This window comes from Massilia sp. UYP32, from assembly GCF_050434365.1.
GTDB classification, from domain to species: domain Bacteria; phylum Pseudomonadota; class Gammaproteobacteria; order Burkholderiales; family Burkholderiaceae_D; genus Telluria; species Telluria timonae.
Genome location: NZ_JBNDIK010000033.1, coordinates 15,373 through 36,193, shown reverse-complemented (window position 1 = coordinate 36,193; position 20,821 = coordinate 15,373). Strand labels below are relative to the sequence as shown.

The window sequence follows — 20,821 nt, the reverse complement described above, 5'->3', positions numbered from 1 at the left end:
TTGACCGCCACGCCACGCCGCCCATGTACTACGATCACGCCGACCTGACGCGCAACTTCGACACCGGCACCCTGCAGCGCGGGGAAGATGTCGCGCGCAAGGGCAAGGTGCGGATGGCGCGCCGCGACGGCGACCGGCTCGTCGGCGAAGTCGGCGGCAGCGGCGGCGAACTGTATCGCCAGACCATCCGCTTCCGCGCCGAGCGGGGCGGCATCGGCTTCCAGGGCAGTTGCAGCTGTCCCATGAGCTATAACTGCAAGCATGTGGTTGCCGTGCTGCTGACGGACCTGGATGCGGTGGCGGCTGCCAGGTCGCCGCAAGCGGTAGCCGCGCTGACCGAGCGCTGGCTGCAGCAGCTGGCGAGCTTGCCGGCCGCCGTGGACGCATCTTCCGGCGGCGCCTCCGAATCGGACCTGGCCTGGGTGCTGGCGCCCGACCCGGCCACGGGCGCGCCGCGTCTGCACGTGCGCCTCGCGCGCCGGCGCAAGAACGGCGATATTTCCACCACCCTCCCGATCAACGATATTCATGCAATGATCGGCTCCCCGGCATTGCCTGGCGAAGAGGAATTCCTGCGGCTGTTCGTGGCGTTGAAGGCAGGCCGGGTGGTCGCCAGCGGCGCCGCGCCATCGGGGCCGATCGGCGCGCAGTTGCTTGGGCGCTTGTGTAGCGCGGGAAGGCTGCTGTTTGGCTGGTCGGACGACGACATGCGGCGGGGGAGGGTCTATCTCATGCGGCCCGGGCCGCGGCGCCAGGCGAGCCTGTGCTGGCGATCCGCCGAACAATTCGGCGATGCCGTGACATTGGGCTGGCAGTTCGACGATGCCGGCGCGCCAGATGCGGTGCTGCCGACCGACCCGCCGTACTACCTCGAGGATGACATGCTCGGCGAGCTGGCCTTGCCGCCGTCGCTCGCGCAATTTCCTCCGGCCTTGCTGGTGAGCGTGGCGGCCGAGGCGCCCGCGCTGCACCCCGAGCAGCGCGCCGGCATGGCCTTGCGCCTTGCCGATCTCGGCCTGGACCGTTTGGTGCCGCTGCCACAGGCAATCGAGACGCGGCGCCGCAGCGACATCGTCCCCATCCCCTGCCTGCTCCTCGACAGCGGATATACCGACCCGGGCCGGGACCTGATCTGGCATGACTACGCGATTCCTTATTTCGAGTACGACGGCTGCAGCACGGACGGTGTGGACGAGCCGGTCCTGCGCACGGTGGAGGATGGCGTCGTCCAGCTCATCGAGCGCGATCTCGCCGCCGAAGCGGCGGCCGCCGCCGTGCTGGCCGATCTCGGTTTCCGCGCGCCGCCAGCCGGTTCCCCGCTGGGCGAGTTGCCCGATGCGCTGCAACTGGACGACGAAGCGGCCTGGGTCGCTTTCGCACGTCGTGATATCCCACGCCTGCGTGCGGCCGGATGGGAGATCGATTTCGATGGCAACTACCGCTACGACCTGGCCGAAGTCGACGACTGGTATGCGGAGCTCGACGAAGAAGGCGAGGGCGGCAATGGCTGGTTCTCGCTCGAGCTGGGCATCGTCGTCGGCGGCGAGCGCCATGCCGTGTTGCCCCTGCTGGTGCAGATGGTGCGCGCCGCGCCGCGCGACTTCACCCCGGCGGCGCTGGCCGCGCGCGGCGACGAGGAACACCTGCTGGTCGAGCTGGACACCTTCGAGCGCGTCGCCCTGCCGTGGGGTCGCGTCAAACCGATCCTGACCACCTTGGGCGAGCTGTACTTCGGCGAGCGCCTGGGCAATGGAGTGCGCCTGCCGGCCATGGATGCCGCGCGCCTGGCCGAACTGGAGCGCGCCGCGCGGCTGCGCTGGATCGGTGGCGAGCGCCTGCGCGAGCTGGGCCGCAAGCTCGACAGTTTCGGCGGCATCCAGGCGGTCGCGCCGCCCGCGGGCTTGCAGGCGTCCTTGCGGCCCTACCAGCTGGGCGGCCTGGCCTGGCTGCAGTTCCTGCGCGAATACGGCTTCGGCGGCATCCTGGCCGACGACATGGGGTTGGGAAAAACGGTCCAGACCCTGGCCCACATCCTGTGCGAAAAAGAGGCCGGGCGGCTCGATGCGCCGGCCCTGGTCGTGGCGCCGACCAGCCTGATGCCGAACTGGCAGGCCGAAGCCGCGCGCTTCGCGCCCGGCCTGCGGGTGCTGCTCCTGCACGGCAAGGAGCGCGCCGCGCAGTTCGACGCCATCGGCGAGCACGACCTGGTGCTGACCACCTATGCCTTGCTGGGCCGCGACGAAGAAGCGTTGCGCCGGCACCGCTACCACCTCATGATCCTGGATGAAGCGCAGTACATCAAGAACAGCCGCACCAAGGCCGCGCAGACCGCGCGCCTGCTCGATGCCCGCCATCGCCTGTGCCTGACCGGCACGCCGGTGCAGAACCACCTGGGCGAACTCTGGTCGCAGTTCAACTTCCTGATGCCGGGCCTGTTGGGCGACGAGAAATCCTTCAAGGCCGATTACCGCAAGCCGATCGAGCAGGGGAACGACGTGCAGCGCAAGGATTTCCTGGCGCGCCGCGTCAAACCCTTCATGCTGCGCCGGACCAAGGACAAGGTGGCCACCGAACTCCCGCCCAAGACCGAGATCGTGCTGCCGGTCGAGCTGGGCAGCGCGCAGCGCGACCTGTACGAGACGGTGCGGGTGGCGATGGACCGCAAGGTGCGGGCCGAGATCGACCGCAAGGGACTGGCGCGCAGCCACATCGTGATCCTCGAGGCCCTGCTCAAGCTGCGCCAGGTATGCTGCGATCCACGCCTGATCGAACCAATGAGCGTGACCGGCTCGGCCAAGCTCGATACGCTGATGGAGTTGCTCGACACCTTGACCAGTGAAGGCCGCAAGGTTCTGGTGTTCTCGCAGTTCACCAGCATGCTGGCGCTGGTCGGCGCCGCATTGCGCGAGCGCGGCACCGACTTCGTCGAGCTTACCGGCAGCACGCTCGACCGCGCCGCCCCGGTCGCCGCCTTCCAGCAGGGGCAGGTCGGGGTGTTCCTGATCAGCCTGAAGGCCGGCGGGGTAGGGCTCAACCTGACGGCGGCCGACACCGTCATCCATTACGACCCCTGGTGGAACCCGGCCACCGAGAACCAGGCCACCGACCGCGCCTGGCGCATCGGCCAGCAGCAGCCGGTCTTCGTCTACAAGCTGATCGCGCGCGGCACGCTGGAAGAAAAAATCCAGGAGCTGCAGTGGCGCAAGGGTGAGCTGGCCGATGCGGTGCTGAGCAATGAGGAAGAGACCGAACTGGCGCCGGGTCTGCAGGCGGACGACTTGCGCGCCATTTTCTCCCTGGATGCTAGTCCTGCACCACGCTGACGCGCGCGAAGCGCAGGTTCTCGAACACCTTGATGCGCCCGGTCAGCGGCCACCAGTCGTACAGGAAGATCTGGGCCGGCCGCCACATCGCCACCCAGCCGATGATGGTCAGGCTCTCGCGCGCGATCCTGGCGAAGTGACCGCTGGAAAACGTCTCGATGGCTGCCGCCAGCAACAGGCAGCTGACGACGAAGGCCACCCCGATCGCCAGGCTGATGCGGCCCTGGCGCAGCAGTTGCTTCAGCTCGCCGCGCACCAGTTCCACCTTGTAGCCGTAGTAGTTATGGATCGCGTCCGCGACCATGTCGCCAGCCTGTCCCACTGGCGGCAACTGCTCGACGTGGATGTTCAGGTGCAGGAGGCTGGCCGGCGGCAGCGACAGCGCCCAGTTCTCGATGTAGGCCTCGCAGGCGTGGTCGAGGTCCTTGTTCAGGAAAGGCGCCGGATCGAGCGAATTGAACAGCTGCTGCAGTTCGCGCACGCGTAGCTCGAGGGTATGGGTGGGTGATTCACTGATGTGCATGCGGCAAGCGTACCGCAGGGCATCATCATGGGCAACCGTGGCCGCTCATTCACTGACACGCTGCGGGAAGCTGTTTGTCAGCCAGTCGATGAACACACGCAGGCGCTGCGTCAGGTGGCGGTTCTGCGGATACACCACGTGGAAGGGAAAGCCGGCCGGGCGCCAGTCGGCCAGGATCTCGACCAGCGACCCATCCCGCAGGTGCTTGCCGGCGCAATAGCTGAAGGTCTGGACGATGCCGAGCCCGGCCACGGCGGCGGCCAGGTGCGCATTGCTTTCATTGATGCCGACCCGGTGCTCCACCTTGATTTCCACGCTCTCGCCGCCGCGCGCGAACCTGAACGGCAGGGCGCGGCCATTCGTGGTCAGGACATAGCTGACGAGGCGATGGCCGTTTTTCAGTTCGTCCGGATAGGCCGGCGTGCCGAACTGCTTCAGGTAGGACGGCGCCGCGCAGGTGACCATCGTGGCCTGGCCGATGCTGCGCGCCACCAACGACGAGTCGTTCAGCGCGCCGCCGCGGATGACGCAGTCGACGTTGTCGGCGATCAGGTCCGCGGCCCGGTCCGAGACGCCGAGCTCGATGCGGATGTCGGGATAGCGCGCCAGGAATTCGGGCAGCGCCGGCAGCAGCACGTCGCTGGCCGTCGACGAGCCGATGTCGATGCGTAGCTGGCCACGCGGCTTGCCGCGGGCGATATCGAAGGAGGTGTCGATCTCTTCCAGGTCGGCCAGGATGCGCCCTGTCTTCTCGTAGTAGTCGCGTCCCTCCGGCGTGACCGTGACGCGGCGCGTGGTCCGCTGCAGCAGCCGCACACCGAGGTGCGTTTCCAGTTCGCGCACCAGCTTGCTCAAGGTGGCGTTCGGCATGTTCAGCGAATCGGCGGCGCGGGTGAAGCTGCCGGCTTCCACCACGCGGCCGAAGGCGCGCAGGGCGAGTAACTGGTCCAAGAGTGTCCTTCCCGAAAAACGTTCTCATTATCTACATGTGTAAATAATGTATTTCACTTTTCAGGATTTATCAATAAACGAGCGGTCGTTAAAGTTCATCCATGCCTTCGCGACGCGACAGGCACACAACGGACCCCGACTACTGAAAGGACATACCATGAACACCCAACTGAACGGCAAGATCGCCCTCGTCACCGGCGGCACCACGGGCATCGGGCTGGCGACGGCGCGCGAATTCGCGGCCCAGGGCGCGCGCGTCTACGTCACCGGCCGTCGCCAGAACGAGCTGGACGCCGCGGTCGAGGCGATCGGCCCGGCCGCCACCGGCATCCGCGCCGATGCGTCGAGCCTGGCCGACCTCGACAAGGTGTATGCGCAGATCGCGCGCGACGCGGGGCGTCTCGACATCCTGTTCGCCAATGCCGGCGGCGGCGACATGATGCCGCTCGGCGCCATCACCGAAGAGCACTTCGACCGCATCTTCGCGACCAATGTGCGCGGCCTGCTGTTCACCGTGCAGAAGGCGCTGCCGCTGCTGGTCGACGGCGGCGCGATCGTCCTGACCGCGTCGACGACTTCGGTGCAGGGCACCGCGGGCTTCAGCGTCTACAGCGCCAGCAAGGCGGCGGTGCGCAACTTCGCCCGCTCGTGGGCGATGGACTTGAAGGAGCGCGGCATCCGCGTGAACGTCATCAGTCCCGGTCCGATCCGCACCCCGGGCCTGGGCGGGCTGGTCGACGACGCCGGCCGCCAGGGCCTGTTCGACCACCTGGCCGCGCAAGTGCCGATGGGGCGCCTGGGCGAGCCGGAAGAAATCGGCAAGGCCGTGACCTTCCTGGCCTCGAACGCCGCCAGCTACATCAACGGCATCGAGTTGTTCGTCGACGGCGGCATGGTCCAGGTCTGAGGCGCCATGCAAAAGGCCCGCCACCGGGGCGGGCCTTACGTCCGGCGCGGCGACTGCTTACGCCGACTTGTCCTGGTGCGCGTCGAGCTGCGCGCGCAATTCCTGGCCGTTCGAACGCGTGTAGTCCTTGTTGACTTCGCGCTTGATCAGCGATTTGAGCTGCGGGTCGATGGTCGAGCGAAGCACGCCCAGGAATTCGGGCGACGCCGATACCACCAGCTGTTCGAAGCGGCCGGCCTGGTGTGCCTGCTGCAGGTAGTTCGACACATCCTTGGCGAATTTCTGCGTCTCGTGCTCGGTCGGCGTGACGGCCGGCTGGTAATCGTTGCCTTGCGCGCCGGCAGGCGCGGCATGCTGGAATCCGCCGCCTTGTCCGCCGCCGATATTGTGGCCGCTGTTCTGCGCGGAACGCGGGCTCATCTTGTCGGTGACAATGTCCAGCTCGCGCTGTTGCGCGGCCGGATTGACCAGGTCTTCGACCTCTTGCAAGGATGCCGCGTTATCGGCGTCGGAAAAGATGCGTGCACGGCCGGCATTGGCTGCGATCGTCCAGGTTGTTGGCATATTACCCCCTGTAAAAATGGTGTGATGGCAATCGCCCGCTACATCGTCCCGATAATGTTGAGCCAGGACTTCTGCATGGCGACAAGTGATGATTCAGTATAGCCCTGCGTGAAAATGCCCGGCGCACCGCCTTCTCTGGCGTGCGTGACTTGCTCCATCGAAACAGGCGCTAAATCAATTTCCTTGGGGCGTGCTGTAGCTAACCGACCGTACTGTTCGTGCGCGGCATCATGAATCCATCGTCAACAAGCATTGGAAGGAGTTCATCATGGGTAAGTATTTCATCGGTTGGCTGCTGGGGATTCCTGCTGTCGTGCTCGTTATCCTGTACTTCATTTTCGGCTGACGCATGTTGGTCGCACAAAAGAAAACGCCACCGTCCAGGTGGCGTTCTCTTTTGTGTGTCCGGCGAATGGGTCGTGGCAAACGTCAGGGCAGGGCCGGTTCCGGGACTTTCTCGGAAGCCAGCTGTTCCGCCGCGATGTCCTGCAGGGCGGCGGCGGTGCGCGCGTCGATGCCGATCTCGCGCGCGATCGCGTCGCCGGCGCCGAGCGAGCGCGGATCGCGTCCAGTGATGCTGCCGAAGATGGTCAGCGCTTCCAGATAATAGCCATGGGCGCTGCCATGATAGGCGTCGTCTCCCCATAGGTTGACCTGGCCGGCGGGTATGCCGTGATAGGGATTGGCGGCGGCCACGCCGCTGGCGATCGCGCGGTTCCATGCTTCGCCGACCGGAATCACGCCGCTGATGAAGCGCGAAGCGGCATGGGCCGCGTCATGGCCGCGGCGCACGTCCAGCGCCATCTGCCGGATCGGCTTGCCGTACCAGACGCCGCTCGGCAGCCAGGTCTGGTCGGCGCGCGACCAGGTTGCGGTCAGGCGGACGTCGACCTGCGGATTTTGCTGGTGGAAAGCCTGGGCCAGCAGGCCGCTGTAATGGATCAGCTTGGCGGGGTCGCCGGGCGCGTCCTGGTCCAGCGTGCTATACCCTTGCAGCAGCACGATATCCCACGGTTTCACGATGAGGCCGTGGCGCTGCTTGTAGTGGAAATCGAGGCCGGCGCCGCCTTCCGTTTCCAGGCTCACCTCGTAGTCCAGTCCCGCCTGCTCCGTCATCGCCTTGAACAGCGCCGGCACGCCGCCGATCTTCGTGCCGTTCAGGTCGCTCACCGTGTGCGGGCGGAAGCCGTTGACCGCCGGCGCGCCGGCGCCGTAGGTAAAACTGTTGCCGACGAAGAGGATGGTGGTGGCGCAGGCCAGCGGGGAAAGACTCATTGCGGAGATGGCGAAGAGCAGGGCGCCGGTGCGGCGCACGGTAAGGGAAACGGACATCGTGATCCTATCTTGCATGTGGGAGATGTCAGTGTGCAAGGAATATAAGCGAGGAAGCAAGCAGGATTTTTGCAAGCCCTGCCGTGTTACTCTTGCTATTCGTTCAATAACAACCGGAATCCAATGAAAGCCATCCTTCCCGTCATTGCCGCCGCCACCCTGATCGCCGGCTGCGCCGCCACCCCGGCCCCGAGCGATTCGCGCGATCAGTTCATGGCGACGCTGCAAGGCATGTGCGGCCAGCGCTTCGAAGGTGCGCAATCGTATGCGGTCGACCCGAACAATGAATTCGCCGGCAAGAAGATCTCGACCCAGGTCCATTGCAGCCCGACCGACATCCGCATGCCGGTGCAGGTCGGCGAAGACCGTTCGCGCACCTGGATCTTCACCAGGCCACAAGCCGGACTGGAACTGCGCCACGATCACCGCCACGCGGACGGCACGCCGGACAAGGTCACCATGTACGGCGGCATGGCGAAGGAGGGCGGCACCGCGCGCTCCCAGGCGTTCCAGGCGGACAAATACACCGCCGACCTCGTGCCCGGCGCGGAAACGAACGTCTGGACCGTCAGCCTGAGCGAGGATGGCAGGACCCTGACGTATCGCCTGGAGCGCCATGCCAGGCCGCGCGCCGAATTCGTCCTGCAGCGCGTACCGGGATAAATGGTGAATCTGGCCGTATGTTGCAGTGCGCAACGTTGCGACGTGATAATTTGCAAATAGCTATACTCAAGCGGTCGGCGATGTCGTCCTATCTTGAAGGAGCTTCATGCGGTTCAGATCGGTACAACTATCCATGCGCTTCATCGTCCCGCTGGCCCTGGTGCTGGCGCTGTTCGGTTATTTCGCGATTCCATGGATGGAAAATCTCACCGTACGCTGGTTCGTACGGGATCTCGATACGCGTTCCCAGCTGGTATCGAGCACGCTGCAACAGCCGCTGCTCAACTATCTTGAGGACAATGATTCCGCGCGTATCAACGACGCGTTCAGCCGTGCGATCCAGGACGAGCGCCTGTATGCGCTCGCCTTCTGCGATCCCGACGGAACCCTCCGCTACAAGACCGATACCTACCCGGAGTCCCTCGGCTGCCGCCAGGGCGCCAATGCCGCGGAGGGCGAGGACGCCAATCCGGTCGTGCGCCTGCCGCGCGGGCCGGTCCATGTCTCGAGCCGTGAGCTGACCCAGGACGGCGTTTCCGCCGGCCGCCTGATCCTGGTGCAGGACATGAGCTTCATCGAGCGGCGCAGCGAAGACACCAAAAAATACATCGTCGGCCTGTTCGTCGTGCTGGCGGGCGCCATCTCCCTGATCACCGTGCTGATCGCGCACCTGAGCTGGCACGGCTGGCTCAACGGCGTGCGCGAGATGCTGCGCGGCGAGCTGTCGCCGCGCGCGTCGAAGGACATGCCGCCGGAAATCGCGCCGCTGGCCAGCGAACTGCGCGCACTGCTCAACGAATACAACCGCGACCTGCAGGGCAGCGGCGTCGAATCCCAGACCTGGGGCGCCGACACGCTGAAGACCTTGCTGAACCAGGACCTGGCGGGCGACGAGATCCTGGTGGTATCGAATCGCGAGCCCTACATTCACGTCAACACATCCAATGGCGTCAAGGTGCAGCGCCCGGCCAGCGGCCTGGTGACGGCGGTCGAAGCGGTGATGCGCGCCTGCTCCGGCACCTGGATCGCGCACGGCGCCGGCTCGGCCGACCGCGCCACGGTCGACGCCAACGACCATGTGCGCGTGCCGCCCGAGAATCCAAGCTACACCTTGCGCCGGGTCTGGCTGTCGAAGGAAGAAGAGCAGGGCTATTACTACGGTTTCGCCAACGAAGGCCTGTGGCCGCTGTGCCATATCGCCCACGTGCGGCCGGTGTTCCGCTCGTCCGACTGGGCCGAATACGTCAGGGTCAACCAGCGCTTCGCCGACGCCGTGATCGCGGAGGCGCGTTCCGACAACCCGGTGGTGCTGGTGCAGGACTATCACTTCGCGCTGCTGCCGCGCATGGTGCGCGCTGTGCTGCCGAAGGCCACCATCATCACCTTCTGGCACATCCCCTGGCCGAATCCGGAATCGTTCGGCATCTGCCCGTGGCGCGAAGAGATTCTCGACGGCATGCTGGGCAGCACGATCCTCGGCTTCCACACGCCGTTCCACCGCAAGAACTTCCTCGACACCGTGGACCGCTACCTCGAGACCCGCATCGAGAACGAGGCCTCGACCGTCAGCTACGGCAACGAGCTGACCCAGGTGAAGCCATATCCGATCTCGATCGCCTGGCCCGAGCCCGTGCCAGGCGAGTGCGACGTGGCGGCTTGCCGCGCCGAGATCCGCCAGGCGCTGGCGTTGCCGGCCGACCAGCTGCTGGGCATCGGCGTCGACCGCCTCGATTACACCAAGGGCATCGTCGAGCGCTTCCAGGCGGTCGAGCGCATGCTCGAGCTGCATCCGGAAATGGTCGGCAAGTTCACCTTCGTGCAGATCGCGGCGCCCACCCGCTCCTCGCTCGACGAATACCAGAACTTCGAAGCGCGGGTGCGCGCGCTGGCCCAGCGCATCAACCAGCGCTTTTCCAGCGGCAGTTACCTGCCGATCATCCTCAAGACCGAACACCATGAACAAGCACAATTGCGCACTTATTTCCGCGCTTCCGAGGTGTGCAGCGTGACTAGCCTGCACGATGGCATGAACCTGGTGGCGAAGGAATTCATCGCCGCCCGCGACGACGAACAGGGCGTGTTGATCCTGAGCCAGTTCACCGGCGCCGCGCGCGAGCTGCACGAGGCGCTGATCGTCAACCCGTATCACATCGAAGAGGGCGCCGAGGCGCTGTACCGCGCGCTGCGCATGCCGCAGGACGAGCAACGCGAGCGCATGCGCAGCATGCGCGTGCGGGTGCGCGACTTCAACGTCTACCGCTGGGCCGGCCGCATGCTGCAGGACGCGGCCCGCCTGCGCCAGCGCGAGCGCGTGCGCTCCAGGATCAATTCGCTGAGCCAGAACCGGGTACGCAAGGGGGACGCATGACTGGACATATGAATGCGACCATCCTGACCAACGAACAGGCGGCGCTGGACCTGCTTGCCGCGCCCGATTGCGCGCTGTTCCTCGACTTCGACGGCACGCTGGTGGACATCGCGCCGCGCCCCGACCAGGTGGTCGTGACGCCCGGGTTGCTGGCCTCGCTGGCGGCGCTGCAGCAGCGACTGGACGGCCGGCTGGCCATCGTCTCGGGCCGCCCGGTTGCCGAACTCGACCGGCTGCTGGCGCCCCTGGTGCTGCCGGCCGCCGGCGTGCACGGCATGGAGCGGCGCGGCGCCGACGGCGTGCTGCGCCAGCTGCCCGCGCCGGACTTTACGGCAGTGCGCACCCAGGCGCAGGCGCTGGCGGCGCGCCATCCCGGCCTGTGGGTCGAGGAAAAGCATGGCGCGCTGGCGCTGCACTATCGCCAGGCGCCGGAACTGCAGGCGCTGTGCGTCGAGACCATGGCGGACGCGGTGCGCAGCAGCCCGGGCCTGCTGCTGATGGAAGGCAAGATGATCGTCGAGATCAAGGCGGCCGGCGTCAGCAAGGGCACGGCGATCCGTGACTTCCTGGCCGAGGCGCCGTTCCTCGGCGCTCAGCCGCTGTTCATCGGCGACGACACCACCGACGAAGCGGGCTTCGATCACGTGCAGCGCATCGGTGGCATCGGCCTCAAGGTCGGGCCCGGGCCGACGGCGGCCAGCTGTCGCATCGCATCGAGCCAGGCCGTGCGCGATGCGCTGGCGCATGCCGCCGCCACGCCAACACCATAGGAAAGGATCCAGCATGAACGATGTTACCCAGCAGTGCACCTCGACCGCGGTGAACGACGCGCCAGGCTCCCTCGATTGCGGCGTGGTCGGCAATTGCGCCTTCAGCGCCATGATCGACCGCATGGGCCGGGTGGTGTGGTCCTGCCTGCCGCGCTTCGACGGCGATCCGGTATTCAACGCCTTGCTCGACCCGAGCGAGAACGGCAGCCTGTGGAGCATCGAGCTCGAGGACGTCGTACGCAGCGAGCAGCACTATGAACCGAACACGGCGGTGCTGCGCACCTGCCTGTATGACGGCGCCGGCAACGGCATCGAGATCACGGATTTCGCGCCGCGCTTCCTGAGCCGCGACCGCATGTTCCGTCCGCTGATGCTGGTGCGCCGCGTCAGGCCGCTCGGCGCCGGCGTGCGCGTGCGCGTCAAGCTGCGGCCGCGGTTCGAGTACGGCGCCAGGCAGCCCGAGATCACCCAGGGCAGCCACCATATCCGCTACATCGGGCCGGACCAGACGCTGCGCCTGAATACCGACACTTCGCTCAGCTATGTGCTGGCCGAATCGTTCTTCCTGCTCGACCGGCCGGTGAATTTCATGCTGGGGCCGGACGAGACCCTGGCCGACGGCATCGACGACACCGCCCACCGCTTCGAGAAGGAGACGATCGGCTACTGGCGCACCTGGACGCGGCGCCTGGCCTTGCCGCTCGAATGGCAGGACGTCGTGATCCGGGCCGCGATCACGCTCAAGCTGTCGCTGTTCGAGGACACCGGCGCCATCATCGCCGCCATGACCACCAGCGTCCCGGAAGCGCCGGGCAGCGAGCGCAACTGGGACTACCGCTTCTGCTGGCTGCGCGACGCCTTCTTCGTGATCCGGGCCCTGAACAGCCTGTCCGAGGTCGGGACCATGGAAGACTACCTGCGCTGGCTGAGCAATGTAGTGGCGCGCGCGAAGGGCGGCCACATCCAGCCGCTGTACGGCATCGGCCTCGAGGAGCAGTTGCCCGAATCGATCGTCGAGCACCTGCCGGGCTACCGCAACCACCGTCCGGTGCGCATCGGCAACCAGGCGCAGGAGCACTTCCAGCACGATGTGTACGGCAATATCGTGCTCGGCGCGGCCCAGGCCTTCTTCGACCATCGCCTGTTCCGCCGCGCCGGCCATGCCGAATTCCGCCTGCTGGAGGCGGTGGGCGAGCAAGCCTTCCGCGTGTGGGCCGAGCCCGACGCCGGCATGTGGGAGCTGCGCACCCGCGCCCGCGTGCACACCTCGTCGGTGCTGATGAACTGGGCCGCCTGCGACCGCCTGGCCAAGATCGCCGACGTGCTGGAGCTGCCGGAGCGCGCCGCCTTCTGGGCCGAGCGCGCCGAACTGATCCGCAACCGCCTGCTGGAAGAAGCCTGGAGCGAAGAGCGCCAGGCCTTCGCCGAGAGCCTGGGCGGACGCGACCTCGATGCCAGCGTGCTCCTGATGGCCGAGATCAATTTCATCGACCCCAAAGATCCGCGCTTCGTCGCCACCGTCGACGCGCTGGAGAAATCGCTGTGCGACGGCCCCTATATGCGCCGCTACGAAGCGCCGGACGATTTCGGCGTGCCCGAGACCGCCTTCAATATCTGCACCTTCTGGCGCATCGACGCGCTGGCACGGATCGGGCGGACGAAGGAAGCGCGCGAGGTGTTCGAGGCCATGCTGGCGGCGCGCAACCACCTGGGGCTGCTGTCGGAAGACACCCATCCGGTTACCGGCGAAATGTGGGGCAACTTCCCGCAGACGTATTCGATGGTTGGTCTGATCAACTGCGCGATGCGCTTGTCGAAATCGTGGAATAGCGTCGTCTAGCGCAGCGTGGTCAAGTTGTTAATGGCACAGCTTCTGTATCGTTGTGCTATTGACCACAAAAATTGATTATTTTATTTCCAACGGATGCGTTAGTATCGCAGGTGTCTTTACGCCTGGAGGCCGCATCCGGTGGGGCGAAAAGGGGGTATGAAGCTTTCCGATAGGAACGCACGATTGAAATTCGCATCAGATTGCTTGATGTATAATTTCCTGGTCAAAAAATTATCCATCAGGAAACATAACGCCGTTGACATCCTATCAGTATGCGCACGGGCGTTTGCCGCCTCCGATCGTCTCACGACAGCAATCAATCAGATGACTATTAAAGTTCTCACCGTTTTCGGGACGCGACCGGAAGCAATCAAAATGGCTTCCGTGGTGCGCGTACTGTCCGAATCGCCCGACGTCGACGTCAAGGTCTGCGTGACCGCCCAGCACCGGCAAATGCTGGACCAGGTATTGAGCCTGTTTTCGCTCACCCCCGATTTCGATCTGAACCTGATGACCCCGGGCCAGGACCTTTCCGATATCACCTCGAAGGTACTGACAGGCATGCGCGGCGTGTTGCGCGAGTGGCGCCCGGATGTCGTTTTTGTTCACGGCGATACTACCACGACCTTTGCGACCAGCCTCGCCGCGTATTACGAGCGGATACCGGTCGGCCACGTGGAAGCGGGCCTGCGTACCGGGAACATCTACTCGCCCTGGCCCGAGGAGGTCAATCGCTGCCTGACCGGCGTGATCGCCAGCCTGCATTTCGCCCCGACCGAGCACGCGCGCCAGAATCTGCTCAATGAAGGCGTGCCGGCCGCGAATATCTGCGTCACCGGCAATACCGTGGTGGATGCCTTGCTGGACGTCGTCCGTCGCCTGGAAACCGACACCCAGCTCAAGCGCGAGATGGAAGCGCAGTTCGATTTCCTCGACAGCAAGAAGAAGCTGATCCTGGTGACCGGTCACCGGCGCGAGAATTTCGGCGACGGCTTCGAGAACATCTGCCGCGCGCTGGATGAAGTGAGCCGCATGCCGGACGTCGAGGTGCTGTATCCGGTGCACCTGAATCCCAACGTGCAGGAACCGGTGCAACGTATCCTGAAGGGCAACCCGAACGTGCACCTGATCGATCCGGTGAGCTACCTGCCTTTCGTCTACCTGATGAACCGCGCGGCGATCCTGCTGACCGACTCCGGCGGCATCCAGGAAGAGGCGCCATCGCTCGGCAAGCCGGTCCTGGTGATGCGCGACACCACCGAACGTCCCGAAGCCGTGGCGGCCGGCACCGTGCGCCTGGTCGGCACCGGCATCGATTCCATCGTCGGCGGCATCCGCACGCTGCTGCAAGACCCGGCCGAATACGAGCGCATGAGTTCGGCCACCAATCCCTACGGCGACGGCACCGCCGCGACCCGCATCCTTAACTTTTTAAGAGAAAAACATGAGCAGCACCTTTGATACTATCTCGATGATCGGTCTGGGTTACATCGGTCTCCCAACCGCTGCAATGTTCGCGTCCCGCAAGAAGAACGTCATCGGCGTCGATATCAACCAGGATGCGGTCGACACCATCAACAGCGGCCAGACCCACATCGTCGAACCCGACCTGGACATGATCGTCGCCGCGGCCGTCAACCAGGGCTATTTGAAGGCGTCCACCACCGTGCAGCCGGCCGACGCCTTCCTGATCGCCGTGCCGACGCCGTTCCGCGGCAACCACGAACCCGACGTCAGCTACGTCGAAGCGGCGGCGCGCTCGATCGCGCCGGTGCTCAAGAAGGGCGACCTGGTCATCCTCGAATCGACCTCGCCGGTGGGCACCACCGAAAGCCTGGCCAAATGGCTGGCCGAAGAGCGCCCCGACCTCAAGATTCCGCTGGGCCCGAACGACGAAGCCGACATCAACCTGGCCTACTGCCCCGAGCGCGTGTTGCCGGGCAAGGTGATCCACGAGCTGGTGTCGAACGACCGCATCATCGGCGGCATCACCAAGGCCTGCTCCGAGCGCGCCATCGCGCTGTACCAGACCTTCGTGCAGGGCGAGTGCATCGAGACCAACTCGCGCACGGCCGAGATGTGCAAGCTCACCGAGAACTCCTTCCGCGACGTGAACATCGCCTTCGCCAACGAACTGTCCGTCATCTGCGGCAAGCTCGGCATCGACGTGTGGGAACTGATCGCGCTGGCCAACCGCCATCCGCGCGTGAACGTGCTGCGTCCGGGACCGGGCGTGGGCGGCCACTGCATCGCGGTCGACCCGTGGTTCATCGTGCACAGCGCGCCGGAACAGGCCAAGCTGATCAAGGCGGCGCGCGAAGTCAACGACTACAAGCCGCACTGGGTGCTGGACAAGGTGCGGGAAGAAGTCGAGAAATACCTGGCCGCGAACCCGGAGCGCAAGGAATCCGACGTCACCATCGCCTGCTTCGGCCTGGCCTTCAAGCCCGACATCGACGACCTGCGCGAAAGCCCGGCGCTCGACATCGCCGCCGAGATCGCGAAAACGCACAGCAGCCGCGTGATCGTGGTCGAGCCGAACATCTCGGCGCTGCCGGCCAGCCTCGACAAGGGCGAGCTGCGCACGCCGCAGGATGCGCTGGCGCGTTCGCAGATCGTCGTCATGCTGGTCAATCACAAGCCGTTCCTGGCGCTCAAGGAGTCGCTGTTCGCCGACAAGGTGATCATCGACACCTGCGGCTACCTCAGCGCCACCGGCCGCTAACGCTCGTAAAAGGATTCCGTCATGCGTGTTCTCCACGTCCTGGATCATTCGATTCCGCTGCACAGCGGCTACACCTTCCGCACCCGATCGATCCTGCGCGAACAGCGCGCGCTGGGCTGGGAGACCTTCCACGTGACGGGCTCCAAGCAGAACTCGGGCGACATGCGCGAGGAAACGGTGGACGGCCTGCATTTCTACCGCACCCCAAGCGCCGCCGGCGCGCTGGCCAGGCTGCCGGTGCTGAACCAGAAGCAGGTGATCGACGGCCTGGTGCGCCGCCTGTCCGAGATCATCCCGCAGATCAAGCCGGACGTGCTGCACGCCCACTCGCCGTCGCTCAATGCGATCGCGGCGCTCAAGGCCGGTAAAAAATTCGGCATCCCCGTGGTGTACGAGGTGCGCGCCTTCTGGGAAGACGCCGCGGTCGACCACGGCACCTCGACCGAGGGCGGCCTGCGCTACCGCCTGACGCGCGCGCTGGAAACCCATGCGCTCAGGCAGGCCGACGCCGTCACCACCATCTGCGAAGGCCTGCGCCGCGACATCGTGGCGCGCGGCATCCCGGCCGACAAGATCACGGTGATCCCGAATGCGGTCGACATCGACAAGTTCGCCGTCGGCGGCGTGGCCGACCAGGACCTCAAGACCAAGCTCGGCCTGCAAGGCGCGCGCCTGATCGGCTTCATCGGCTCCTTCTATGCCTACGAGGGCCTGGACATCCTGCTGCGCGCGGTGCCGGCGCTCACCGCCGAGCGGCCCGACCTGCGCGTGCTGCTGGTTGGCGGCGGTCCCGAAGACGCGCGCCTGCGCCAGCTGGCCAAGGATTTGAATATCGTCGACAAGGTGGTGTTCACGGGCCGCGTGCCGCACGAGCAGGTGCAGATGTACTACGACTTGCTGGACGTGCTGGTCTACCCGCGCCTGTCGATGCGCCTGACCGACCTGGTCACGCCGCTCAAGCCGCTCGAGGCGATGGCCCAGGGCCGGGTGCTGGCGGCGTCCGACGTGGGCGGCCACCAGGAGCTGATCGTCGACGGCAAGACCGGCGTGCTGTTCAAGGCCGACGATCCGCAGGCGCTGGCCGTCAAGGTCGGCGGCCTGATCGACGCCCAGGCCGAATGGCCCGCCCTGCGCGCGGCCGGCCGCGAGTTCGTTGAAAGCGAGCGCAACTGGAAAGCCAGCGTGGGCCGCTACAAGAGCATCTACGGCCGCCTGACCGGAGCCGCGGCCTGATGAAGATCCTGACGTTCAGCACGCTGTTTCCGAACAGCGAAAAGCCCGGCCACGGCATTTTTGTCGAAACCCGGCTGCGCCACCTGGTCGCCAGCGGCCAGGTCGAGGCGCGCGTGGTGGCGCCGGCGCCGTGGTTCCCGTCGAAGAACCCAAGGTTCGGACAGTATGCGCGCCAGGCCAAGGTGCCGCGCCGCGAAGTGCGTCACGGCATCCAGGTCGAGCATCCACCCTACCTGGTGGTGCCCAAGATCGGCATGAACGTGGCGCCGGCGCTGCTGTTCCAGTCGGCCAAGGGCACGATCGCGCGCATGATCGACGAGGGCTATGATTTCGACCTGATCGACGCCCATTATTTTTATCCGGACGGCGTGGCGGCGGCCATGCTGGCGCGCTACTTCAACAAGCCGTTCGTGATCACGGCGCGCGGTTCGGACATCACGCTGTTCCCTAAATTTCCGCTGCCGCGCAGGATGATCCACTGGGCCGCCAGCCGCGCCGACGGCATCATCACGGTGGCCAATGCGCTGCGCGACGAGGTGATTGGCCTGGGCATCGACCCCGCGCGCGTGGTCGCGCTGCGCAACGGCGTCGACCTGGAGCTGTTCCGCCCGCCCGAGCAGCGCGAAGAAACACCGTTCACCCTGGTGACCGTGGGCCACCTGGTGCCGGTCAAGGCCCAGGAACTGAGCATCGGCGCCTTGCCCATGTTGCCCGGCGTGCGCCTGGTGATCGCCGGCGAAGGCCCGAACCGGGGCATCCTCGAGAATCTCGTGCGCGAGCTGAAACTCGAGGATCGCGTCACCTTCCTGGGCGCCGTCTCGCAGCAGGAGCTGCGCGTCCAGTACGGCAAGGCCGACGCGATGGTGCTGTCGTCCAGCCGCGAGGGCTGGGCCAATGTGCTGCTCGAATCGATGGCTTGCGGCACGCCTGTCGTGGCCAGCCGCGTGTATGGCACGCCCGAAGTCGTGGCGGCGCCGGAAGCGGGCGTGTTGATGAACGAGCGTACCTCCGAGGGCGTGGCCGAAGCCGTCAACCGCCTGCGCGCCAACTACCCCGATCGCGCCGCCGTGCGCCGCTACGCGGAGCGCTTCAGCTGGGACGACACCACCGCCGGCCAGCTGCGTTTGTTCCGCTCCATCCTCAAGCAGGGCGAGTCGCTGGCCCTGGCGTAATGGTGCACCCCGCCGTCATGGGCGGGTCATATTTCGCGATTACATTCGCCTGCATACCGTGACCCGAGGGGCGTGTGCATGAGGCAGGGCGATTTTCAACAAGGCATTGCTGGGAAAAAAATCCTCTTGCTCAGCGTGCCCGCCGGCGCCGGCCACACCCGGGTTGCCGAGGCGATCCGTTCCCGCGCGGCCGCCGACCATGCCTGCGTCAAGGTGATCCACCTGGATGCGATGGCCTTCGCCGCGCCGCGCCTGCGCAAGGTCTACACCGACTTTTATCTTTTCCTGATCGGCCGCGCGCCCGGCCTGTGGCGCCACGTGTACCGGCTGACCGACGAGGCCAATCCGGACGGCTGGTTCAACCGCCTGCGGCGCTGGGTCGAGCGGCGCGATTGCCGCCTGCTGGCCGCCGAAATCGCCGCGCTGGCGCCGGACGCCATCGTTTGCACGCATTTTCAGCCGGCCGAGATCCTGTCGCAGCAGATCGCGGCCGGCAAGCTGGCCTGCCCGGTGTGGGTCCAGGTGACCGACTTCGACCTGCACCGCATGTGGATCCACCCGCACGTCGCCGGCTATTTCGCCGCCAACGACGAGGTGGCGTTCCGGATGCGCGAGCAGGGCATCCCGGCGCATGCGGTCCATGTGGCCGGCATTCCGACCATGCCGGCGTTCTCCCAGGCGCATGACCGTGAAGAATGCGCCCGTGAGCTCGGCCTCGATCCCGCGCTGACGACCTTGCTGCTGATGGGCGGCGGGGCCGGGCTGGGCGGCTTGAGCCGGGTGGCGGAAAAACTGTTGTCCATCCCCGGCGACTTCCAGCTGATCGCCCTGGCCGGCAAGAACGCGGCCGAGCTGGCGGCCCTGCAGCGGCTGGCGGTGCGCTATCCGGGGCGGCTGGCGCCGCAAGGCTTCACCGACCGGGTCGAGCGCCTGATGGCCTGCGCCGACCTGGTGGTGACGAAACCGGGCGGCGCCACCAGCGCCGAGTGCCTGGCGATGGGACTGCCGATGATCGTGAACGCGCCGATCCCGGGGCAGGAAGAACACAACGCCACCTACCTGCTCGAGCAGGGGGCGGCGCTCAAGGCATCCGACCTGGCCACCCTCGAATACCGGGTGCGCCACCTGCTGGCGCATCCCGAACGGCTGCAGGCCATGGCGGCCCGCGCGCGGGCGCTGGGCCGGCCGCACGCCGCGATGCAGGTGCTGGAAACCGTGTTGATGCAGTGCGAACGCAAGAGTGAAGAGGCTTATGCTTGAATTGTCGGAGGGCGGCAGGGTCGTATCGATGGTGGGTGCGGTGCTGGTGGCGGCCTACCTGTTCGCGCGGGTGGAGGTGGAAATCGAAGGCGAAGCCGGGTGGGCGGCGAACCTGCCGACCTGGCGTATCGAGCAGCATCCGCTGCTCGACATCTTCATGGGCGGGCGCGCGCTGACCGGCTACCATCTGTGGATGTTCGCCTTCATCGGCCTGATCTTCCACTTCCCGCTGTTCTTCATGGGGCAGTGGTCATGGAAGCTGGAAGCCTGCGCCGCGGCCTCGATCATGCTGTTCTGGATCGTCGAAGACTACCTGTGGTTCGTCATCAACCCGGCCTTCGGCTGGCGCCGCTTCAAGCAGGAACTCGTGCCCTGGCATAAGCACTGGGCGTTCGGCGCGCCGGTCGACTACTGGATATTCGGCGCCATCAGCCTGCTGCTGTTCTGGTACGGCGCCTGAGCCAGCACGCCCAGGTCGAGCGCGTGCCGGATCCGGCAGCACAGCTCGGCCGAGCTGCGCGAGATCAGCTCATGCGGGATCTCGAACCTGGTCGTCAGCCGGTCGTGGCATTCGAAGCCGTAGGAGACCATGAACGGGTGCATGCCGGTGCTGACCGCCGCCATGAAGTCCTTGTGTTCGTCGCCGCAGATGAAGGCGCGCGCCGGGTTGACGCCGAACTGTTCGCGCGTGGCGCGGAACTGGGCGGTCTTGGTGTCCTTGAGGGGAATGTGGACCAGGAAGTCGAGTTCGGCGATGTCGATGTCGTGGCGCAGGAACAGCTGGCGCAGGGTTTCCAGCGGTTCGATCGTGACGTTGCGCGTGACGATGCCGACCGTGATGTCGGGCGCGGCGATCAGTTCGCGGATCAGGTCGGCGATGCCGTCGTACAGCCGGGCTTCCTGCCGGTAGATGCCGGTGAGGGTGTCGATCAGCTGGGCGCGACTGTTCTTGCGCAGGTTCTTGCGGACGATCGACGGGAATTCCTTCAGCCCGCCCATGTACTTGAGCAGCTTGTGCCGCTTCTGGAAGCGGGTTTCGTCGCCGATCACCAGCCCATGGTGGGAGAAAGCCGCTTCGATGGCGGCGAAGGCATCGATGGTGGTGCCGTCCGCATCGAGGATCAAGAGCTTCTTGTCGCTTTTGTACATGATGTCTTCGCATCCGGTAGCGTTGGCCGGTCCGGCGTGAACACGTGCCG

At 65.9% G+C, this 20,821-nt stretch carries 17 protein-coding genes; 12 read left to right on the top strand and 5 right to left on the bottom strand.

Going from position 1 to position 20,821, the window contains the following annotated elements:
* The first annotated feature begins 23 nt into the window (after nucleotides 1-23).
* The gene (locus ABIB42_RS22885; protein WP_429249031.1) at nucleotides 24-3,323 is read left to right on the top strand and encodes an SNF2-related protein; all 3,300 of its coding nucleotides are present in this window, start codon (nucleotides 24-26) and stop codon (nucleotides 3,321-3,323) included.
* Here ABIB42_RS22885 and ABIB42_RS22880 read toward each other — a convergent pair.
* Together ABIB42_RS22880 and ABIB42_RS22875 are read right to left on the bottom strand one after the other, a co-directional pair.
* Nucleotides 3,304-3,846 carry a hypothetical protein gene (locus ABIB42_RS22880; protein ID WP_273036768.1) on the bottom strand — a complete coding sequence of 181 codons (543 nt, stop codon included), beginning with the start codon at nucleotides 3,844-3,846 and terminating at the stop codon, nucleotides 3,304-3,306. The two genes, ABIB42_RS22885 and ABIB42_RS22880, sit on opposite strands and share 20 nt — an antisense overlap.
* A 45-nt stretch (nucleotides 3,847-3,891) precedes the next feature.
* Nucleotides 3,892-4,797, bottom strand: coding sequence for a LysR family transcriptional regulator (locus ABIB42_RS22875; RefSeq protein ID WP_314440556.1), 906 nt, complete (start codon nucleotides 4,795-4,797; stop codon nucleotides 3,892-3,894).
* A gap of 157 nt (nucleotides 4,798-4,954) precedes the next feature.
* On the opposite strand from ABIB42_RS22875, the gene ABIB42_RS22870 reads away from it, so the two are divergent.
* Nucleotides 4,955-5,704 (top strand): SDR family NAD(P)-dependent oxidoreductase, encoded by a 750-nt coding sequence (locus ABIB42_RS22870; RefSeq protein ID WP_005663005.1) that lies wholly within the window; start codon nucleotides 4,955-4,957, stop codon nucleotides 5,702-5,704.
* 57 nt (nucleotides 5,705-5,761) lie between these two features.
* On the opposite strand, the gene ABIB42_RS22865 is transcribed toward ABIB42_RS22870, so the two are convergent.
* Together ABIB42_RS22865 and ABIB42_RS22860 are read right to left on the bottom strand one after the other, a co-directional pair.
* The gene (locus ABIB42_RS22865; protein WP_005663003.1) at nucleotides 5,762-6,268 is read right to left on the bottom strand and encodes a host attachment protein; all 507 of its coding nucleotides are present in this window, start codon (nucleotides 6,266-6,268) and stop codon (nucleotides 5,762-5,764) included.
* Between the two features lie 429 nt (nucleotides 6,269-6,697).
* Nucleotides 6,698-7,600, bottom strand: coding sequence for a hypothetical protein (locus ABIB42_RS22860; protein ID WP_005663000.1), 903 nt, complete (start codon nucleotides 7,598-7,600; stop codon nucleotides 6,698-6,700).
* Nucleotides 7,601-7,723: 123 nt separating this feature from the next.
* Here ABIB42_RS22860 and ABIB42_RS22855 point away from each other — a divergent pair, with 123 nt between their 5' ends.
* From ABIB42_RS22855 to ABIB42_RS22810, 10 genes are all read left to right on the top strand, one after another.
* Nucleotides 7,724-8,263: a hypothetical protein gene (locus ABIB42_RS22855; protein ID WP_005662998.1), complete on the top strand. Its 540-nt coding sequence runs from the start codon at nucleotides 7,724-7,726 to the stop codon at nucleotides 8,261-8,263.
* A gap of 106 nt (nucleotides 8,264-8,369) precedes the next feature.
* Nucleotides 8,370-10,631 carry an alpha,alpha-trehalose-phosphate synthase (UDP-forming) gene (locus tag ABIB42_RS22850; RefSeq protein WP_005662995.1) on the top strand — a complete coding sequence of 754 codons (2,262 nt, stop codon included), beginning with the start codon at nucleotides 8,370-8,372 and terminating at the stop codon, nucleotides 10,629-10,631.
* The gene (otsB, locus tag ABIB42_RS22845; RefSeq protein ID WP_429249030.1) at nucleotides 10,628-11,401 is read left to right on the top strand and encodes a trehalose-phosphatase; all 774 of its coding nucleotides are present in this window, start codon (nucleotides 10,628-10,630) and stop codon (nucleotides 11,399-11,401) included. The genes ABIB42_RS22850 and otsB overlap by 4 nt, the downstream gene beginning before the upstream one ends.
* Nucleotides 11,402-11,414: 13 nt before the next feature.
* The gene (locus tag ABIB42_RS22840) at nucleotides 11,415-13,241 is read left to right on the top strand and encodes a glycoside hydrolase family 15 protein (RefSeq protein ID WP_429249029.1); all 1,827 of its coding nucleotides are present in this window, start codon (nucleotides 11,415-11,417) and stop codon (nucleotides 13,239-13,241) included.
* A gap of 315 nt (nucleotides 13,242-13,556) precedes the next feature.
* Nucleotides 13,557-14,693, top strand: coding sequence for a non-hydrolyzing UDP-N-acetylglucosamine 2-epimerase (gene wecB, locus ABIB42_RS22835; RefSeq protein ID WP_177185498.1), 1,137 nt, complete (start codon nucleotides 13,557-13,559; stop codon nucleotides 14,691-14,693).
* Nucleotides 14,677-15,957: a UDP-N-acetyl-D-mannosamine dehydrogenase gene (gene wecC, locus ABIB42_RS22830; RefSeq protein WP_005662988.1), complete on the top strand. Its 1,281-nt coding sequence runs from the start codon at nucleotides 14,677-14,679 to the stop codon at nucleotides 15,955-15,957. The genes wecB and wecC overlap by 17 nt, the downstream gene beginning before the upstream one ends.
* Nucleotides 15,958-15,978: 21 nt before the next feature.
* Nucleotides 15,979-17,190, top strand: a complete 1,212-nt coding sequence (locus ABIB42_RS22825) for a TIGR04063 family PEP-CTERM/XrtA system glycosyltransferase (protein ID WP_071360550.1) — start codon at nucleotides 15,979-15,981, stop codon at nucleotides 17,188-17,190.
* On the top strand, nucleotides 17,190-18,362 hold the full coding sequence (locus ABIB42_RS22820; RefSeq protein WP_005662984.1) for a glycosyltransferase family 4 protein: 1,173 nt from the start codon (nucleotides 17,190-17,192) through the stop codon (nucleotides 18,360-18,362). The genes ABIB42_RS22825 and ABIB42_RS22820 overlap by 1 nt, the downstream gene beginning before the upstream one ends.
* 78 nt (nucleotides 18,363-18,440) lie before the next feature.
* Nucleotides 18,441-19,622 carry an MGDG synthase family glycosyltransferase gene (locus tag ABIB42_RS22815; RefSeq protein ID WP_429249028.1) on the top strand — a complete coding sequence of 394 codons (1,182 nt, stop codon included), beginning with the start codon at nucleotides 18,441-18,443 and terminating at the stop codon, nucleotides 19,620-19,622.
* On the top strand, nucleotides 19,615-20,082 hold the full coding sequence (locus tag ABIB42_RS22810; RefSeq protein WP_005662981.1) for a hypothetical protein: 468 nt from the start codon (nucleotides 19,615-19,617) through the stop codon (nucleotides 20,080-20,082). The genes ABIB42_RS22815 and ABIB42_RS22810 overlap by 8 nt, the downstream gene beginning before the upstream one ends.
* On the opposite strand, the gene ABIB42_RS22805 is transcribed toward ABIB42_RS22810, so the two are convergent.
* Entirely contained in the window at nucleotides 20,031-20,771 is a 741-nt protein-coding gene (locus ABIB42_RS22805; RefSeq protein WP_005662980.1) for an HAD family hydrolase, read from the bottom strand. The two genes, ABIB42_RS22810 and ABIB42_RS22805, sit on opposite strands and share 52 nt — an antisense overlap.
* Nucleotides 20,772-20,821 lie beyond the last annotated feature (50 nt).

Bases quoted from the DNA above. Each gene is read 5' to 3' on its own strand.
- ABIB42_RS22885 (WP_429249031.1), top strand. From the start codon at position 24: ATGTACTACGATCACGCCGACCTGACGCGCAACTTCGACACCGGCACC.
- ABIB42_RS22880 (WP_273036768.1), bottom strand. From the start codon at position 3,846: ATGCACATCAGTGAATCACCCACCCATACCCTCGAGCTACGCGTGCGC.
- ABIB42_RS22870 (WP_005663005.1), top strand. From the start codon at position 4,955: ATGAACACCCAACTGAACGGCAAGATCGCCCTCGTCACCGGCGGCACC.
- ABIB42_RS22865 (WP_005663003.1), bottom strand. From the start codon at position 6,268: ATGCCAACAACCTGGACGATCGCAGCCAATGCCGGCCGTGCACGCATC.
- ABIB42_RS22860 (WP_005663000.1), bottom strand. From the start codon at position 7,600: ATGTCCGTTTCCCTTACCGTGCGCCGCACCGGCGCCCTGCTCTTCGCC.
- ABIB42_RS22855 (WP_005662998.1), top strand. From the start codon at position 7,724: ATGAAAGCCATCCTTCCCGTCATTGCCGCCGCCACCCTGATCGCCGGC.
- ABIB42_RS22850 (WP_005662995.1), top strand. From the start codon at position 8,370: ATGCGGTTCAGATCGGTACAACTATCCATGCGCTTCATCGTCCCGCTG.
- otsB (WP_429249030.1), top strand. From the start codon at position 10,628: ATGACTGGACATATGAATGCGACCATCCTGACCAACGAACAGGCGGCG.
- ABIB42_RS22840 (WP_429249029.1), top strand. From the start codon at position 11,415: ATGAACGATGTTACCCAGCAGTGCACCTCGACCGCGGTGAACGACGCG.
- wecB (WP_177185498.1), top strand. From the start codon at position 13,557: ATGACTATTAAAGTTCTCACCGTTTTCGGGACGCGACCGGAAGCAATC.
- wecC (WP_005662988.1), top strand. From the start codon at position 14,677: ATGAGCAGCACCTTTGATACTATCTCGATGATCGGTCTGGGTTACATC.
- ABIB42_RS22825 (WP_071360550.1), top strand. From the start codon at position 15,979: ATGCGTGTTCTCCACGTCCTGGATCATTCGATTCCGCTGCACAGCGGC.
- ABIB42_RS22820 (WP_005662984.1), top strand. From the start codon at position 17,190: ATGAAGATCCTGACGTTCAGCACGCTGTTTCCGAACAGCGAAAAGCCC.
- ABIB42_RS22815 (WP_429249028.1), top strand. From the start codon at position 18,441: ATGAGGCAGGGCGATTTTCAACAAGGCATTGCTGGGAAAAAAATCCTC.
- ABIB42_RS22810 (WP_005662981.1), top strand. From the start codon at position 19,615: ATGCTTGAATTGTCGGAGGGCGGCAGGGTCGTATCGATGGTGGGTGCG.
- ABIB42_RS22805 (WP_005662980.1), bottom strand. From the start codon at position 20,771: ATGTACAAAAGCGACAAGAAGCTCTTGATCCTCGATGCGGACGGCACC.